This is a genomic window from Providencia sp. NPDC089933, from assembly GCF_049545585.1.
Taxonomy (GTDB): Bacteria; Pseudomonadota; Gammaproteobacteria; order Enterobacterales; family Enterobacteriaceae; genus Providencia; species Providencia huashanensis.
On sequence record NZ_JBMWDT010000001.1, the window covers coordinates 383,841 to 400,583 of the forward strand.

Consider the following 16,743-nt stretch of genomic DNA (forward strand, 5'->3'; position numbering starts at 1 on the left):
ATCTCTGTCACTCTGTTCCATAATTTTTTTGCGTACGGAACGATATCATCCCAATATTTATAAATCAGGTAAGCTGCGCCAGCGATAGCCGTGATAATTAAGATAATCGGGTTAGCTAATAGCGCACGGCCTAGCATCATAAATGCCGTTCCAATTATCTTAATAGGCTTAATCAGTAATGATAGAAAGCCGCTGCCTTTGATACCTAATACGGACAGACTTAATTTCGCCATGGCGAGTGGGCCAATTAATGCCGCAATCATCAATGTGATACCGCCACCAACGGCCAGCACCGCACCTAATCCCAACGTGATCATGGTGATTTGTTTGACCAGTTCAGGGTTTTTCTTTGCCCATTGGCCAAACTTCGAAATGAGATCAGTGACTCGTTTAGTGATATCCCGCAAAGGGCTATCCGCACCACCAAAAACTTGTATCCCCACATCTTCATAAGCCGAGGTTAAGTTTTTTAAGTCGCCATCAAGGTTATCTGTCATGGTTTTGGCGACTTTTTCCGCTTCCCCTTTGGCGGCTTTAACTTCAGCAATTAAAGTTTGTAATTGCCCGCTTCCTGCTTGGTCAACAAGTACCGTTAGGGCTGCAAATGCCTCTTCGCCAGCAATGTGCTTGAATAATCCCGCACGTTCTGCATTACCCATTTTTTTGGTTTTTTTATCTAGTTCAACAAGTATATCTGTAAATTCACGCAAGTTACCTTTTGAATCACGAGTTTTAATTTTCAGTTTATCAAGGGCTTCGCCGGCCATTTTGGGTGGTTCAGCCAAACGACCTAAAATAGATTTTAATCCTGTACCCGCCATGCTAGCCTGAATACCCGCATCACCCAGCTTTCCCGCGGCTGCGGCTGCTGTTTCTATATCAACACCAAGACCTGATGCCACTGGTGCTACATATTTCATGGTGTCGCCGAGCATCGTGAGATTGACGTTTGAACGGGTAAAGGTGGCAACAAGGGCATCACTGACACGGTTCATTTCATTCGAATTCAGCTTAAAGCCGGTCAAGATGTTGGAACCAATATCAGCCGTGGTGGCCAAGTCGATATCACCGGCTAATGACATGGATAAAGTACCGGACATGGCATTTTTAATTTGTTCTGGCTTAAAACCAGCCATGGCATAGAACGCTTGGCCTTGTGCAACTTCATTAGCGGTAAATGCGGTTGTTGCCCCAAGGTCTCGCGCTTGTTCCCTTAACATCTTGTAGTCGTCGGAATTTTTATCAAGGCGGGTTAAGGCTTGCACTTTCGACATGCCGATTTCAAAATCATAGCCTGGTACTAAGACTTTTTTAGCCGCATAACCTAGCCCCACACCGGATGCAAGCATACCCGCGCCGCTACCGGCCATTTTATTACGTATTCCCATGGCATTTTGATAGCTATTTTTTGCCGCAGACATGCGCTTTTCTTGGTTGGCCACCCGTTTTAGTTGCTGCTCTTGTTGCTGTAATCGCCGGCTTGTGCTGGCAATGTCGCTATTTAATTTTACTTGGGCTTGGCTTAGCTGGCGTGTTGAAATACCACTGCCTTTTAGGGCTTCCCGTTGGCGCTGCAATGAGGCACTCAGTGTGCCGGTTTCAGCTTTGAGTTTTGCGGCCGCCGCTTTTGCGCGGTCAAGCTCCCGTGATTGGGCTTTCGTGGGGTTTTGAACGGTGGATAATTCACGTGCGAGCCGGCTAACTTTGGCGGTAGCCTGTTGATACGCTTGACTAGCACTATCAAGGGATTGCTTGGTTTTCTTAAACCCGTCAATTTGCTTGGCTTGGTTGTTGAGCTCTTTGAGTTGTTGTTTAGATTGGCGGAGGGTTTCCGCCAATTTTTTATTTGACGCTTGGGCGCTCTTAAACGGTTTCGTGAATTTATCAACGGCGCTTAAAATCACCTGTAAACGTAAATCTTTACTCATCTTCTACACCGCTACGTTTAAGGGCGTGATAACGCCATTCTAATAATTCGGTTAGGGAAAATTCACCGGTGACAGCGGGTGACCAGTGAAAAATAGTGGCAATATCTGCCACTAAATCATTGACGGTTAATCGTTCTGGAAATCCATAGTCACCGACTTCGGTAACAAAAAAAGCACGAGCTCTTTGGTTAAATTCAGCATATCCGCAGGGTTCATCATGATTAATTCGGGTTTCGTCAATGCCGGAGCGGTGACGCGGGGTAATACCAACATTGCCGAATCCACATCCATTTCCATCAGTGCGGCTAAGCGAACACCACGCAATGCGCCAGAATTGGGTTTACGTACCACAATCTCTGTTACTGTGGTTGTTCCTCGCGTGATAGGCTCATCTAGCGTGACGGTGATTTGATTTTTTTCTACTGGTTCAGTCATTTACTTTTCCTATAAACCTAATGCGGCGCGTTGTTCTTCTAAGCGGTCAACACCATCAACTTTTTCAATCATATTGAGTAAATCAATCTCAATGAGTGTTTCACCATCCCAAATCAGTTTGTAATACGTGGCATTAAAAGGCGCTTTGACTTGGGTGTTTTCACCGGCCTTGCCATTACCGGAGTCAATTTCACTGAATCGACCCCGTAACACGACCTCAACGGCGGTGTATTCTTTGGTATCTTGGCGTTGATAAGCACAATTGAGACGCAACATCACGCCATCAATTTGAGTGATACCCCATTGCTTATAAAGCTGGGCTTCTAAGCCCCCAAATGTTAATTCGGCTGAGAGCGCATCATCTTCTAACCCCATATCAATTTTGACGCCGCCATTCATGCCGCCGCCGCGATAGGTTTCAAATTTACGGGTGATTTTCGGTAGCGTGATTTCTTCAATACGCCCCATATAGCTTTCACCCTCATTGAATAAATTTAAATCTTTAAGTTTGCGTGGTAAGGCCATGATTACCCCTTAATTTTTGAGCCAAAATCTAATAAATAGCGGTCAGTGATACGCTGACGTAACAGTAAGTTTTCCAGTGGGGGTACTGCTGTATAGTCATAATCAATGTATAACTTGCCGCTTTTCAGCTCTTCTTTGGTGTTAACGTCTGGATCGAACCAACATTCACCGCCTAACAAATAGCCTTGCGTTGTCATGCTGCGCAGTTTTGCATTGATACTTTCGATAATATCGCGAGCCAGTGAGGGATTGAGCGTGCCGTCAATGGACCAGTCTAGCCCCTCGGCGATGGTGTCGGATAACACCTGCGCGGTGCGGGTGTAGGACTCAAAGGCAAACAACGGATCATCTGAGCAAGTACGGGAGCCCCAAAACTTGAAGCCGTTATTGCGAATTAGCGTGGTGATATCGTTTTCGTTAAGTAAGCCGGCATCGGTGGCAGGGTCTTGTAAATCCCATGACACATCGGCAGAAATGCCCGTTACCCCATTAACGCCTACGTTAGACAAGGTTTTATGCCAGCCAATATCATTATCAATTTTGGCACGTAAGCCCAAGGCACACGCGGTGGCGTAGATATTGCTTTCTGCGTTCGCAACGGTGTCCCAGCTTTGGAACTCAGGCCAAATCAACATTAATTCACGTTGACTGAAGTTTTTGCGGTAATCAATGGCATCCGAAATGGTTTTGCTGCCATAGGCGCTGATATAGGCCATGGCACGCATTTTTTGCGCGATACCGGCGAGCGTTGATGAAACCGCCTGTGTATCATGAGCCGGTACGGCTAGAATGCGAGGCTTAACACCTAAACGGCCTTGCGCCACGGTTAATGCCTGCAAGCCGGTTTTGCGGCCATCGGGCGTGGTGCCACCAATAATATTGGATGTGGTTTCTGCTTCGCTTTCGCCTTGCTCAACACGCACAACGACGGTAACCGGTTTTGATTGGTTACCGATAGCATCTAGTGAGCGTGCAAGCGTGCCAGTTTCGCCAGCTTTACCTGCTGCATTTTTCACATCTGTAATTAAAACAGGGGTATTGAGTGGAAAGGCTTTTGTGTCTGCATCATCAGCAGTACACACCATTCCGACAATGGCGGTGTTGATGGTACGAATAGGTCGCGTGCCTTCGTTGAGTTCAATCACTCGCACGCCGTGGTGATAATCTTGAGCCATTACTAGCGTCCTCTATTTTGCAATAGCTCAATTAATGATAAATTTTTCTGATCATATTAAAGATTCAATTCTATTGTTATGTTTCGTTTACTCCATTTGTGCTACCCTACGCGGCAAAAATTAAGAGTAAATCTTTCAAAAGCGAGTTATGATCCAGAAAATACAACATGTAATTTTAAGTAAAATAATGCTGAAGTTTATCGCATTATTTTTTCTCTTTTCTATATTACACAAGGTAATGGGCTACCCATTCAAGCCACTGTATATCTTTTTTATAAGCATTGGTTTGCTTTATGTGAACAATAGCACCTACCGTTTTGTTGTTTTATTTTTCACCATTTTAGCTGCTATTTATTTACCAGTCGGGTTGATCTACGGCCCCCCTACATATAATACAGTTGCTTCCTTTTATTATACTGACATACAAGAATCACGAGAATTTATATCAAATATAGATAACAAATATTTTATTTATTCTATCTTAATATTCGTTTTTGGAATCTTAGTTAGCTTTATTAAAGCCAATCCGATGAATTATCGTAAAAAGACGATATTAAGTATCGCAATGGTGGTTTTTTTCTTCACTCCCTCAAAATATGCTTTAAGTGGTAAATATGAGAGAGCGGCTAATTCAGGAACACCAGAAACCCGTTTTTTTACAGAACTCATTTATTCTGTATATTCTTTAATCGACGAGATTGAATTATATACAAGTGATGACACTTTTAAGATCACAGAGGTTAATAACCAATATGATACTTACGTGATTATTATTGGTGAAAGTGTCCGAAAAGATTTTATGCAAGAATATGGTTTTAAAATACAAAACACGCCATTTATGAGCTCAATCAATGGGACTTTTTTTACTAACTACATATCTGCGGCGAGTTCGACACAACCGTCTTTAACACATAGCTTATCCTTATATCCTGAAATCGGTAATAATATCATTACATTAGCTAGCAAAGCAGGTTTCGATACTTATTGGTTATCTAATCAAGGATTTGTTGGTGAATATGATGGTTCAGTTGCCGCTATAGGACGAAGGGCAAATAATAGCTTCTTTGTTAAGAGAGGAAGCTCAGATGATAAATTAGTCTCTCCAGACGGTGCTTTATTACCTGAATTTAAATTGGCGCTGGAATCACAAAAACCCAAAAAACTTATTGTTGTTCATCTTATGGGAAGTCATACGCCATTTTGTACCAGAACAGAGGAGCAGTATGACCATTTTTATCAGAATAAAAAATTCTCTTGTTATGTCCAAAGCATAAAAAACACAGATAAATTGTTATCAGAAATATATTCTGATTTAAGTAAAACCAAGTCAAAATGGTCAATGATGTATTTTTCTGATCATGCGTTATCTTTAACATATGACAAAAATGAATTGGCACATAGTGATAAATACAAACAGAACTATGAAGTGCCTTTTTTCATCACATCTTATAATTCTAAGCATAAAGAAATGATAAATAGTCGTCGTAGTGGGCTCAATTTCATGTCTTTATTTTCACAGTGGACAGGAATAAAAGAAAGTAACATTGAGAGTCATTGCAATATGTTGTCTGAAAATGACTGCCCTAACCAAAATAGAGTAATTGATTTTAATAGAAATCATCTCATGTTTGATGATTTACCCGATGATTATTCCAAATAAAAATAAAATGGGATGCCTTCACTTATAAGGCATCCTTAAAATATTACGGATAAACTGGCCAAACAATATCCGGTGCAGTTGAAGTGTCTACTCGATTTAATATTACCCGATATTTTTTCCAAGCGCTTAATTGTAATTTCTCACTTTCTAAAGCAATCCCTAAATCTAATGCATCTTGTAATGGTGCTATGATTTTATCTGCATGATTGATCAGTTTAGCTTTACATTTATTAGCTATGTAAACTTCTTTTTCTTTCAATTCAGCCGCTCCAAGTTCTTTCCATTCTGGGAGTCCGTTAAAGTTTTGTATAACTTTGAAACCTAACTTCTCGGTTTTTGTAAACTCATCATAAGTAGACTGGGGCACCCAAACGCCTTTTAAGTCACTTTCAATCTCAGCACTGAAAGTTTCAGATTCGCTAATAAAACCTGTACCATCAAAAAAATACTGATTCATTTTATTACTCCCATACATAGATACGGGTAGGATCGAAATAAACTCGCCCGTAAAATTTCAATTTTGTTCCGCTGGCAGATGCTTGTATCATTGTGGAGTTACCATCAACACTACTCACTACAAATTCAACACCATCAGCGGGAACAAGGGTTGGTAAACTCATTGAGTTTTTATGAACGTTATTAGTTATCGCAATAATTCGCCCAGTTAGAGATTCAGGTAGCGTTACGGTGAAATCACCACTCCAGTTTGTAATTGTATAAATGAGTCTTTGCTTATATTTATAAGTACCAATTCCCCCATTACCATTACCCGTTTTTTGCACATAACGACTATCACCCTGAGTCTGTGTTAATGCCCCAACATCCCCCGCTGTTAGCGAAATATCCGTGCTTAGAGGTTTATTGTTGACCTTTCGCCCACTAGGAACCCGCCCATTCGCATTGGTGTTAGCATCCGTACCCGCTTTTTTCGCATCAGCGACTTTGGTGTCGGTTTCGGTTTTCGTGTATGCACTGACATCGCCAGCTACTAAATTGATGTCTGTTGTTAATGGCTTTCCATTGACTTTGCGTGATGTGGGCACGCGCCCATTGGCATTATTGTTAGCATCCGTACCCGCTTTTTTCGCATCGGCGACTTTGGTATCGGCTTCAGTTTTTGTGTATGCCCCCACATCACCGGCTGTTAAACGAATTAGCTTGCCTGTTGGTTTGCTCATTTAGTTACCTCCACAGAAATAAAGTCTGTTGCCTTTAATGCTTCCGCTAGAAATAGGGTTGTTCCCTCAATGGTATAAGCGTGGCCTTGTGGCTGTGATAGGCCGTTTAATGTCACTGACAATACTTTGACATTACCAATGGGAAAATCAGTATTGGAGAGAGATTGCTTTTGATCCGTGAAAGCGAAAGGCTCTCAAGTAGACCGGAAGTTGCTGAAATGCTTGGTATTCCTACTAATGCATTGTGGCGTTATGAAACTGGCAAAACTATGCCAGATGTCGACGTGGTCACAAAAATATTAAACCACCCTAGATTTGAAAAATATGCTTTGTGGTTTATTACAGGTAAGACCGCTCCAGAATCAGGACAAATAGCACCTGCACTTTATGACCCGAAAAATTATGAAACAGACGAGGAAAAACAAGCATGACTTTAAATGAGAAGCTTAACGAAATGCTACATGTAGAAAAGATTAAAATGGCGGTACCGCAAAATATCAACTGGCTTTTTGTTGAACGTATTTTGAAGCACCGAAAACTAGAAAAGTATAGCTTATGGATTACGACCGGGAAGATACTTCCTGAAGCTGGTCAAATTTCACCGGCTATCGCGCACAGTGGGCATACTCTAATAATTTAGTTGTTTATACGTACAAAAATTGGTTGGAAATATACCAACATTATATTTGTAATGAAAATCTAGAATTACCCCGTTTAACCGGAGGGCGCAACAATGACTATTAAGGCGCTTGAAGGTGGACGTTACAAAGTGGATATCAGACCGCAGGGCAGATCAGGAAAGAGAGTTCAGCGGATATTTAAAAAGAAAGCCGATGCGATTGCTTATGAAAGAAGCGTCATGCTGACGGCTAATAGTGAAGAGTGGAACAGCGAAGCAAGAGACTACAGATCATTAAATGATATATGTGATATTTGGTGGAATTTTATTGGTCGAAACCTAAAGTATTCAAAAAAATACAAGGCTATTTTAACAAGAATAACTAAGGATATGGGTAATCCTGCTGTATACCAAATTACATCTAAGTTATTAGCTAGGTACTGCTCTGATAGATTACAAAGTGGTGTGAAAGCATCAACTATCAATAGAGAGTTTAATTTGCTAATGAGCATTTTTACTTCATTAGCGGAAATTGGCGAGTGCTCTAAAAACAACCCGATTAAGTCTCTTGGTAAGTTGAAAGAAGAAAAACCAGAAATGGCCTATTTGACAAAAAGTGATATTGAAAAATTACTTAATGTCATGACCGATGATTACTTACGCATAACTATTTTATGTCTAAGTACGGGGGCAAGATGGGGAGAAGCCATTAGTTTAAAGGCTGAAAACTTATTACATGGACGAGTTACATTTATGAAAACGAAAAATGGTAGACATAGAACTGTTCCCATTTCTGATGATGTAATGAGAACTGTAAAAGTAAAAGACTCTGGATTACTTTTCGATGTTGATTACGTCACTTACAGATCAATACTCAAAGAAGTCAAACCAGACTTGCCGCATGGTCAGGCCGTGCATGTTTTACGGCATTCTTTTGCAGCGCACTTTATGATGAACGGTGGCAATATTCTCACTCTTCAAAAAATCATGGGTCATGCGAGTATTCAGCAAACAATGACATACGCACACTTTGCCCCTGACTATTTAAATGAGGCCATTTCATGCAACCCTTTAAGGGGAGGCATCCACATTCCATCCACCGATATGGGGTGTAATGATGCGAATTAACGTATCATAAAATTCGTAAGCTATTGAAAAATATTGCTAGCCCCGATGTTCTGGGGCTGGCAATGACCGCCTAGGCGGTCTTTTGTTTTTGGAAACTGTGATAGTAGTTGAGAGTTGATTAGACATCATAGGATTGCAATTTTAAATCGTGATTAATTAGAGCTTCTATGTAAATTTGTGCGTCACTATTTAATTTAAACTGAGAATCAGGAGGTAGATCTGATCTAGTGACCAAACTAGGTGCAAAACAAGTTGCTAAGTTGTAAGCACCCATTTTATTTATTTCCTCATTTTTTGTGATTTCAGCGAATAGAGGAATGACTAATTGTAGTGTTAACGGTGTTTTTTCAAGAGATAAAAATGCATGTTGAGCATTTTTATCTAGTTCTTTCTGTTGCTCTCTTTTGTCCTGATTGGTTGAGTTTTGAGTGGAAATTTCCTTTAATAACGCAGATTTTTGTTGTATTGCATCGGCTAATTTATGAATGGATTCTGGAGGGGTTTCTAATGAATGAATATTTTTTTCTATTAGATTAGCAGCAATCCTTTTGTAAGCTGAAGTATAAATTTTAATATCAACAATATCTTTGTTTAAAAGATATTCTTTAAGTGGTTTGCCTGCGAGCAGGTGTGAGACTAACTTATCACGTTCAAGCGCATTTGCTGATGTGCGAAAAATACCAATTGTTTCACTGTAGTTTGGGTGAGTTAAAATGGCGCTACCCAGTTTATTAAGCTGAAGATAATTCATTTTTTCATCGCTAGTGAGCTCTTTACAGTAACCGATAGCCTTTATGTTTTCTTGCTCTATCTTTTTCGCAGCTAATTTGTTTTTTTCACAAATTGGTGAGGTTGGGGGCATTTCAGTAGAGAAGGTGGGATAGTGTTTGACCGTATTTGATTGAAACTTGTGTAAGATATAGTTTTTTATACTAGACAGAACATTGATTTTTCTGATTGAATTTATAAACCCTTTCTTCTTCTCACTAGAGGGACGCATATTTTCGTGAGGATTTGTTATCAGTGATGATTTGAGTGCATTGTTTCTAACTTTCATAGGTTTCCATAGAGATTATGTTAAAATTAAAAATTAATTTAAATCTATGGTGATAATATATCTTGCATAAAAAACGGTAATTTTCTAACTCAATAATAAATAAGTAAATATATATATGACTTATTCTTTGCTTGGATTACAAAAACAACAAAATAAATCAGACATACGTTTAATCGTGTTTTTGTTTTTCTCCCTTTTTATCATTGCAATATTATCGCTTAGTGCAGGGGAGATTTGGTATTGGCCTAGCCAATGGATGAATGACACAGCACAACTTTTTGTTTGGCAAATTCGTTTTCCTCGCACACTTACGGTCATTGTGATTGGTGCAGCTCTTGCTGTCACAGGGGCAATAATGCAAGCCTTATTTGAAAACCCATTAGCAGAACCTGGCTTATTAGGTGTGAGTAATGGCGCAGGTGTTGCTGTAGTATTGACTGTATTACTATCGTCAGGCATGACACATTACTGGCTATTAAGTGTTAGCGCGATTATAGGTGCTTTACTGTTTACCTCTATATTGCTTTACTTTGCTCGTCGTAAGGACATGAATAATTCCAGTTTATTGCTTGTTGGGGTTGCACTTGGTGTGATTAGTGGGGCTTGTATGACATGGATGGTGTATATGAGCAGTAATTTGGATTTACGCCAATTACTCTATTGGATGATGGGGAGTTTTAGTGGGGTTGATTGGCGCCAAATGGGCTTAGTGGCTGCATGTTTGCCCTTTTTATTTTGGGCTCTTTTTCAAGGGAATGTGTTGAATTATATTTCATTGGGGGCCGTTCAAGCTTATCAGTTAGGTATCTCAATACATAAATGGCGAATTATTTTAATTGTTATTAGCGGAGTCTTGATTGGGCTTAGTGTTGCCATTGCCGGTGCTATTAGTTTCATTGGTTTAGTTGTTCCACATATATTGCGGTTAAGTGGTATCACGGATAATCGTTTATTATTACTAGGTTGTGCGGTTGCCGGCGGGTTGGGCTTATTGGTTGCAGACTTACTTTCTCGCTTATTAATCGCGAATGCAGAAATACCAATTGGTGTGGTCACTGCCACATTGGGTGCACCAATATTTATCGTATTATTAATTCGTCATCAACAATGGCGGTAAATACGATGAATGATCAACCAATAATTGATATTAAAAATATTAACGTTAATAAACGGTTAATTAATATTTCAGCTCAGGCTTTTCCCGGTGAGCAAATTCATTTATTAGGCGCAAATGGCTCAGGGAAAAGTTCGTTATTAGGTGCGATAAGTGGTTATTTGCCTGTAGCGGGGGATATCCACATTAATGGTATTAATCTACAACAGTATCGTGTTTCTCAATTAGCTAACCAACGTGCGTATTTTCCTCAGTTCGTCAATACCATGCCTATCTTGAAAGTTTTTCAATATCTTGAGTTATTTTCACCTAAAAACTCGCGACTAATAGGTATTTTTGAACGTTTATGTACTGATTTTCAATTAATGCCCTTACTTCGAAAACGGATTACACAACTTTCTGGAGGTGAGTGGCAACGAGTTAGACTTACCGCAGCATTTTTACAGGTTTGGGATGAACAGTCATTGGCGGGAAAATTCATATTATTTGATGAACCAATGAGCAATTTAGACATTATCCAACAGGCAACGTTAGATAAATGGATTAAATATTTTTGTGATTGCCTAGGAACCGTTATAATGAGTGGACACGACCTCAACCATTCTTATAAAAATGCGTCTGGTATTTGGCTGATGAAACAAGGAAGGCTAATGGCGATAGGAAAACCTGATGAGGTGATGACCGAAAAAAATTTATCTGACATTTTTATGTCTGAAATTAAGCTAAGTCAAAACACATCGAATAGAATGTGGCAAATTATAAAATTAGCGGATTAATCGAAAAGTTGATTTAATCACTTATTTTTATGCGGGATAATACAGCAAGATTCGCAAGTGTTGAGGTTCGGTTAAAGTATAATTAACTAGAATATTCTATTCACAATGAAAACTAGGCTATAAACAATATGAGCAATTTCTTACCATTTTCAAAACCAGCAATTGGTGATGAAGAGGTCAAGGCAGTTGAAAAAGTTCTGCGTTCAGGCTGGATTACAACAGGCCCACAGAATCACCAGTTAGAAGAGGATTTCTGTAAACGCTATGGTTGTAAGCATGCGATAGCACTTTCATCTGCTACTGCGGGTATGCATGTTGTCTTAATGGCATTAGGTATCGGCCCAGGTGATGAGGTGATTACACCATCACAAACATGGGTTTCAACCATTAATATGATTGAATTACTGGGTGCTACACCTGTAATGATTGATGTTGACCGCGATACATTGATGATCCAACCCGAAGCGGTAGAAAAAGCGCTAACAACAAAAACTAAAGCAATTATTCCTGTACATTACGCAGGAGCTCCTTGTGATTTAGACGCGTTGCGTTTAATTGCGCAAAAAGCGGGCGTTGTATTGATTGAAGATGCTGCACATGCTGTTGGTACGCGTTATAAAAATGAGTGGATTGGCGAGAAAGGCACGTCTATTTTCTCATTCCATGCTATTAAAAATGTTACTTGTGCAGAAGGGGGGTTAGTCGCAACAGATGACGACGAACTTGCTCAGCGCGTACGCACACTTAAATTTCATGGTTTAGGGGTTGATGCGTTTGATAGGCAAATGCAAGGCCGCAAGCCACAAGCTGAAGTTGTAGAACCCGGTTTTAAATACAATTTATCGGATATCCATGCCGCAATAGCGGTAGTGCAGTTATCTCGTGTTGAGCAATTAAATCAACGTCGAGCTGAACTGACAGCACAGTATCGTGAATTGCTAAAAGACTCTCCATTACAGATGCTTAGTGTTCCTAATTACCCTCATTTGCATGCTAATCATTTATTTATGGTTCGTGTTGATAAAAACGAATGTGGTATTGACCGTGACACTTTCATGGAAAAATTGAAAGAGCACGATATTGGAACGGGGCTACATTTTCGCGCAGCCCATACACAAAAATATTACCGTGAAAAATATCCTGAATTAACATTACCTGAATCGACATGGAATAGTGCAACATTATGTTCGTTACCGCTGTTTCCAGATATGACGGATGATGATGTTAAACGGGTTGTAAAAGCAGTAGAAGCAGTTCTTTTGGAGTCTAAATAGTGTCATACGCAGATGAATTTGATGAGATAAAAAAAGTCTCAGTGGTAATCCCTGTCTATAATGAAGAACAGAGCTTGCCACAATTATTAGAACGTACTATCAAATCATGTAAACAACTGACTCAATCTTATGAGTTAATTTTGGTCGATGATGGTAGTAGTGACCGCTCAGCACAAATGTTAACGGATGCAGCAGAAAACCCTGATAACCATGTGATTGCTATTATCCTTAATCGTAACTATGGTCAGCACTCTGCTATTATGGCGGGCTTTAATCAAGCAGATGGGGATTTAGTTATTACCTTGGATGCGGATTTACAAAATCCACCTGAGGAAATCCCACGTTTAGTGCAAACAGCGTCGCAAGGTTATGATGTAGTAGGCACGCGTCGTGCTAATCGCCAAGATTCTTGGTTCCGTAAAACGGCATCTAAGATGATTAATGCGATGATCACTCAAGCAACAGGGCGTTCAATGGGGGATTACGGTTGCATGTTACGTGCTTACCGCCGCCATATCATTCAAGCTATGTTGCAATGTCATGAAAGAAGTACATTTATTCCTATTCTTGCGAATACGTTTGCGCGTAGAACGATTGAAATTGATGTTGCGCATGCGGAACGTGAGTTTGGTGATTCTAAATACAGCTTTATGAAGCTGATTAACTTAATGTATGACTTGTTGACTTGCCTAACTACTGCGCCACTGCGTTTATTAAGCGTTGTGGGTAGTGTTATTGCTGTCGGTGGTTTCCTGCTGGCGGTTTTATTGATTGCACTACGTTTAATTTTTGGCGCAGAGTGGGCAGCAGATGGCGTATTTACCCTGTTTGCAGTACTCTTTATGTTTATTGGTGCGCAGTTTGTTGCTATGGGTTTATTAGGTGAATACATCGGTAGAATTTACAATGATGTGCGCGCGAGACCTCGTTATTTTATTCAAAAAGTCGTCGGAGCAGACCTTAAATCCGACAAAAATCAGGAAGAAGACTAATGAAAGCTATTGTTTTTGCCTATCATGATATTGGCTGCGTAGGGCTAAAAGCGCTTGAAAAAGCGGGTTTTGATATTCAAGCAGTGTTTACTCACACTGATGACCCAAATGAAAACCACTTTTACTCTTCAGTTGCACGCTTAAGCGCTGACATGGAGCTTCCTGTTTTCGCACCTGAAAACGTTAATCACCCACTGTGGATTGAACGTATTCGCGAAATGAAACCTGATGTGATTTTCTCTTTTTATTACCGTGATATGCTAAGTGAAGAACTGCTGTCAATTGCACCTAAAGGGGCTTTTAACTTGCATGGTTCATTACTGCCTAAATATCGTGGTCGTGCGCCTATCAATTGGGCACTATTAAAAGGTGAAAATGAAACGGGTGTAACCTTGCACAAGATGGTGGCTAAAGCTGATGCTGGCGATATCATTGCGCAAGAAAAAGTGGTAATCACTGAAACTGATACGGGCTTAACCTTACATGCAAAAGTTCGTGAGGCGGCAGAAGTTTTATTAGATAAAACACTACCACTAATCGAAGCGGGTACCTATAAAGCGGTTGCTCAAGACGAAAGTCAAGCAACGTATTTTGGGCGTCGTACAGCGGAAGATGGTCAAATTGACTGGAACCGTAGCGCAAAAGAAATTGATTGTCTTATCCGTGCGGTGACTGAGCCATATCCAGGCGCGTTTACTTATTTAGGCGCACGCAAAATGGTTATTTGGCGTGCACGTGTTCTAGATGACAATCAAGGTAAAGCTGCGGGGACTGTACTTTCTAATGACCCTCTGCGTATTGCTTGTGGTCAAGGTGCGATTGAAGTTGTTAGTGGGCAAAGTGAAGCAGGTTTATATATGCAAGGTAACCGCCTTGCTACCGAAATGGGTATCGTGACTGATGTTCGTGTAGGTGCGAAACCAACTGCACAAGTTAAACGTCGTACTCGTGTTCTTATTTTGGGTGTAAATGGCTTTATTGGTAACCATTTAACTGAACGTTTATTAAAAGATGGAAATTACGATATCTATGGTATGGATATCGGTTCATCAGCAATTGAGCGTTTTATTGGTAACCCTCGTTTCCACTTTATTGAAGGTGATGTAAGCATCCATACTGAGTGGATTGAATATCACATTAAAAAATGTGACGTTATTCTGCCATTGGTTGCGATTGCAACACCAATCGAATACACCCGTAATCCGCTGCGTGTTTTCGAATTAGACTTTGAAGAAAACTTAAAAGTTGTTCGCTATTGCGTGAAATACAACAAGCGCATCATCTTCCCATCAACTTCTGAAGTTTATGGTATGTGTGATGATAAAGAGTTTGATGAAGACGAATCACGCTTGATCGTCGGTCCTATCAATAAGCAGCGTTGGATTTACTCTGTCTCTAAACAGTTACTTGACCGAGTAATTTGGGCATATGGTGCAAAAGAAGGTCTGAAATTTACCTTATTCCGTCCATTTAACTGGATGGGACCTCGTTTAGATAGCCTAAACTCTGCACGTATTGGTAGTTCACGCGCGATTACTCAGCTAATTTTAAACTTAGTTGAAGGTTCGCCAATCAAACTTGTTGATGGTGGTGCGCAGAAACGTTGCTTTACTGATATAAAAGATGGTATCGAAGCGTTATTCCGCATTATTGAAAACAAAGACGGTAAATGTGATGGCCAAATCATCAACATTGGTAACCCTACGAACGAAGCAAGTATTCGTGAACTGGCTGAAATGTTGTTAGAAAGCTTTGAAAATCACCCACAACGCGATAAGTTCCCTCCGTTTGCTGGCTTCCGTGAAATTGAAAGCAGTAGCTATTATGGTCAAGGCTATCAAGATGTCGAGCATCGTAAGCCAAGTGTTGAAAACGCACGCCGCTTATTAGATTGGGTTCCAACTATCGACATGAAAGATACTATTGAAGAAACATTAGATTTCTTCTTGCAAGGTGCAGTTGAAGAACTAGGTAATAAAGACTAATGAAAAAAGTTGGCTTGAGAATTGATGTGGATACCTACCAAGGTACATTAAAAGGGGTTCCACAATTACTCAAAGTGCTTAAACAGCACAACATTCAGGCCAGCTTTTTCTTCAGTGTAGGACCAGATAACATGGGGCGCCATTTATGGCGCCTTTTGCGTCCTAAATTTCTGTGGAAAATGCTCAGGTCGAATGCAGCGTCTCTTTATGGGTTAGATATTTTACTCGCAGGCACCGCTTGGCCGGGTAAAAAGATTGCTAAAGATTTAGGCTACTTGATGAAACAAACGTTGGATGAAGGCCATGAAGTTGGTCTACATGCATGGGATCATCAAGGTTGGCAAGCTAAAGTTGCAAAATGGAGTAAGTCACAACTTACCGAACAAGTGAAGTTAGGTGTTGATGCATTAGAATGTGCCATTGGTCAACGTGTAACATGCTCGGCTGTTGCTGGCTGGCGAGGTGATGAGCGAGTATTAGAAGTTAAACAAACGTTTAATTTTGACTACAATAGTGATTGTCGTGGCAAATATCCATTTCGACCGATTATGGCGGATGGTTCTCTTGGGACAGTTCAAATTCCTGTAACATTACCAACTTACGATGAAGTCGTAGGGACTGTCGTGAGTGATGAAGCATTTAATGATTTTATTCTTCAAGCAATTAAAGAAGATCAAGGCGTTCCAGTTTATACTATCCACACAGAAGTGGAAGGAATGTCAAAATCGGAACAATTTTTACAATTATTGGAACGAATCACACAAGAAGAAATCCAATTCTGTACATTGAGTGAATTACTGCCAGAGGATTTAAATTCATTGCCAAAAGGGCGTGTGGTCAGAGCACCATTCCCTGGGCGTGAAGGCTGGCTAGGCTGCCAAGAAGAGGTATAAGCAA

At 40.3% G+C, this 16,743-nt stretch carries 17 protein-coding genes and 1 pseudogene; 10 read left to right on the top strand and 8 right to left on the bottom strand.

Annotated elements, in window-relative coordinates; translation table 11 throughout:
• Window positions 1-31 precede the first annotated feature (31 nt).
• The 5 genes and pseudogenes from ACPEH5_RS02010 to ACPEH5_RS02030 form a co-directional block, all read right to left on the bottom strand.
• Window positions 32-1,928, bottom strand: a pseudogene (locus ACPEH5_RS02010) (phage tail tape measure protein); the annotation flags it as partial.
• Window positions 1,921-2,040, bottom strand: a complete 120-nt coding sequence (locus ACPEH5_RS02015; RefSeq protein ID WP_281110920.1) for a GpE family phage tail protein — start codon at window positions 2,038-2,040, stop codon at window positions 1,921-1,923. The pseudogene ACPEH5_RS02010 and the gene ACPEH5_RS02015, both read right to left, overlap by 8 nt.
• Before the next feature lie 14 nt (window positions 2,041-2,054).
• Window positions 2,055-2,363, bottom strand: a complete 309-nt coding sequence (locus ACPEH5_RS02020; RefSeq protein WP_036962040.1) for a phage tail assembly protein — start codon at window positions 2,361-2,363, stop codon at window positions 2,055-2,057.
• Between the two features lie 9 nt (window positions 2,364-2,372).
• A complete protein-coding gene (locus ACPEH5_RS02025; RefSeq protein ID WP_036962042.1) occupies window positions 2,373-2,888 on the bottom strand; it encodes a phage major tail tube protein in 516 nt (171 codons plus the stop codon).
• Window positions 2,889-2,890: 2 nt separating this feature from the next.
• Complete coding sequence (locus ACPEH5_RS02030; RefSeq protein WP_281110919.1) at window positions 2,891-4,063, bottom strand: phage tail sheath protein; 1,173 nt, start codon at window positions 4,061-4,063, stop codon at window positions 2,891-2,893.
• Window positions 4,064-4,211: 148 nt separating this feature from the next.
• Between ACPEH5_RS02030 and ACPEH5_RS02035 the strand changes: the two genes are divergently transcribed.
• The gene (locus ACPEH5_RS02035; RefSeq protein ID WP_166687184.1) at window positions 4,212-5,723 is read left to right on the top strand and encodes a phosphoethanolamine transferase; all 1,512 of its coding nucleotides are present in this window, start codon (window positions 4,212-4,214) and stop codon (window positions 5,721-5,723) included.
• A gap of 43 nt (window positions 5,724-5,766) precedes the next feature.
• Here the strand turns inward: ACPEH5_RS02035 and ACPEH5_RS02040 are convergent, their stop codons facing one another.
• Together ACPEH5_RS02040 and ACPEH5_RS02045 are read right to left on the bottom strand one after the other, a co-directional pair.
• Window positions 5,767-6,198 (bottom strand): tail fiber assembly protein, encoded by a 432-nt coding sequence (locus tag ACPEH5_RS02040; protein WP_131679953.1) that lies wholly within the window; start codon window positions 6,196-6,198, stop codon window positions 5,767-5,769.
• A complete protein-coding gene (locus ACPEH5_RS02045; protein ID WP_226618962.1) occupies window positions 6,185-6,901 on the bottom strand; it encodes a hypothetical protein in 717 nt (238 codons plus the stop codon). The genes ACPEH5_RS02040 and ACPEH5_RS02045 overlap by 14 nt, the downstream gene beginning before the upstream one ends.
• Window positions 6,902-7,065: 164 nt before the next feature.
• Here ACPEH5_RS02045 and ACPEH5_RS02050 point away from each other — a divergent pair, with 164 nt between their 5' ends.
• The 3 genes from ACPEH5_RS02050 to ACPEH5_RS02060 all read left to right on the top strand — a co-directional run bounded on the left by ACPEH5_RS02050 (window position 7,066) and on the right by ACPEH5_RS02060 (window position 8,648).
• Window positions 7,066-7,332, top strand: coding sequence for a helix-turn-helix domain-containing protein (locus tag ACPEH5_RS02050; protein WP_259672909.1), 267 nt, complete (start codon window positions 7,066-7,068; stop codon window positions 7,330-7,332).
• Window positions 7,329-7,541: a hypothetical protein gene (locus ACPEH5_RS02055; RefSeq protein WP_281110918.1), complete on the top strand. Its 213-nt coding sequence runs from the start codon at window positions 7,329-7,331 to the stop codon at window positions 7,539-7,541. The genes ACPEH5_RS02050 and ACPEH5_RS02055 overlap by 4 nt, the downstream gene beginning before the upstream one ends.
• Before the next feature lie 93 nt (window positions 7,542-7,634).
• Window positions 7,635-8,648 (top strand): phage integrase, encoded by a 1,014-nt coding sequence (locus ACPEH5_RS02060; RefSeq protein ID WP_036962137.1) that lies wholly within the window; start codon window positions 7,635-7,637, stop codon window positions 8,646-8,648.
• A 118-nt stretch (window positions 8,649-8,766) separates the two neighbouring features.
• Here the strand turns inward: ACPEH5_RS02060 and ACPEH5_RS02065 are convergent, their stop codons facing one another.
• Complete coding sequence (locus tag ACPEH5_RS02065; RefSeq protein WP_281110917.1) at window positions 8,767-9,705, bottom strand: RhoGAP domain-containing protein; 939 nt, start codon at window positions 9,703-9,705, stop codon at window positions 8,767-8,769.
• A gap of 115 nt (window positions 9,706-9,820) precedes the next feature.
• Here ACPEH5_RS02065 and btuC point away from each other — a divergent pair, with 115 nt between their 5' ends.
• The 6 genes from btuC (at window position 9,821) to arnD (ending at window position 16,739) form a co-directional block, all read left to right on the top strand.
• Complete coding sequence (gene btuC, locus ACPEH5_RS02070; protein ID WP_048606996.1) at window positions 9,821-10,822, top strand: vitamin B12 ABC transporter permease BtuC; 1,002 nt, start codon at window positions 9,821-9,823, stop codon at window positions 10,820-10,822.
• Between the two features lie 5 nt (window positions 10,823-10,827).
• Entirely contained in the window at window positions 10,828-11,595 is a 768-nt protein-coding gene (locus tag ACPEH5_RS02075; protein ID WP_166687187.1) for an ATP-binding cassette domain-containing protein, read from the top strand.
• Between the two features lie 128 nt (window positions 11,596-11,723).
• Window positions 11,724-12,869, top strand: a complete 1,146-nt coding sequence (gene arnB / locus ACPEH5_RS02080) for a UDP-4-amino-4-deoxy-L-arabinose aminotransferase (RefSeq protein ID WP_042844061.1) — start codon at window positions 11,724-11,726, stop codon at window positions 12,867-12,869.
• Window positions 12,869-13,861: an undecaprenyl-phosphate 4-deoxy-4-formamido-L-arabinose transferase gene (gene arnC / locus ACPEH5_RS02085; RefSeq protein WP_042844059.1), complete on the top strand. Its 993-nt coding sequence runs from the start codon at window positions 12,869-12,871 to the stop codon at window positions 13,859-13,861. The genes arnB and arnC overlap by 1 nt, the downstream gene beginning before the upstream one ends.
• Window positions 13,861-15,846: a bifunctional UDP-4-amino-4-deoxy-L-arabinose formyltransferase/UDP-glucuronic acid oxidase ArnA gene (gene arnA / locus ACPEH5_RS02090; RefSeq protein WP_042844058.1), complete on the top strand. Its 1,986-nt coding sequence runs from the start codon at window positions 13,861-13,863 to the stop codon at window positions 15,844-15,846. The genes arnC and arnA overlap by 1 nt, the downstream gene beginning before the upstream one ends.
• Window positions 15,846-16,739 carry a 4-deoxy-4-formamido-L-arabinose-phosphoundecaprenol deformylase gene (arnD, locus tag ACPEH5_RS02095; protein WP_129465833.1) on the top strand — a complete coding sequence of 298 codons (894 nt, stop codon included), beginning with the start codon at window positions 15,846-15,848 and terminating at the stop codon, window positions 16,737-16,739. The genes arnA and arnD overlap by 1 nt, the downstream gene beginning before the upstream one ends.
• The last annotated feature ends 4 nt before the right edge of the window (window positions 16,740-16,743 follow it).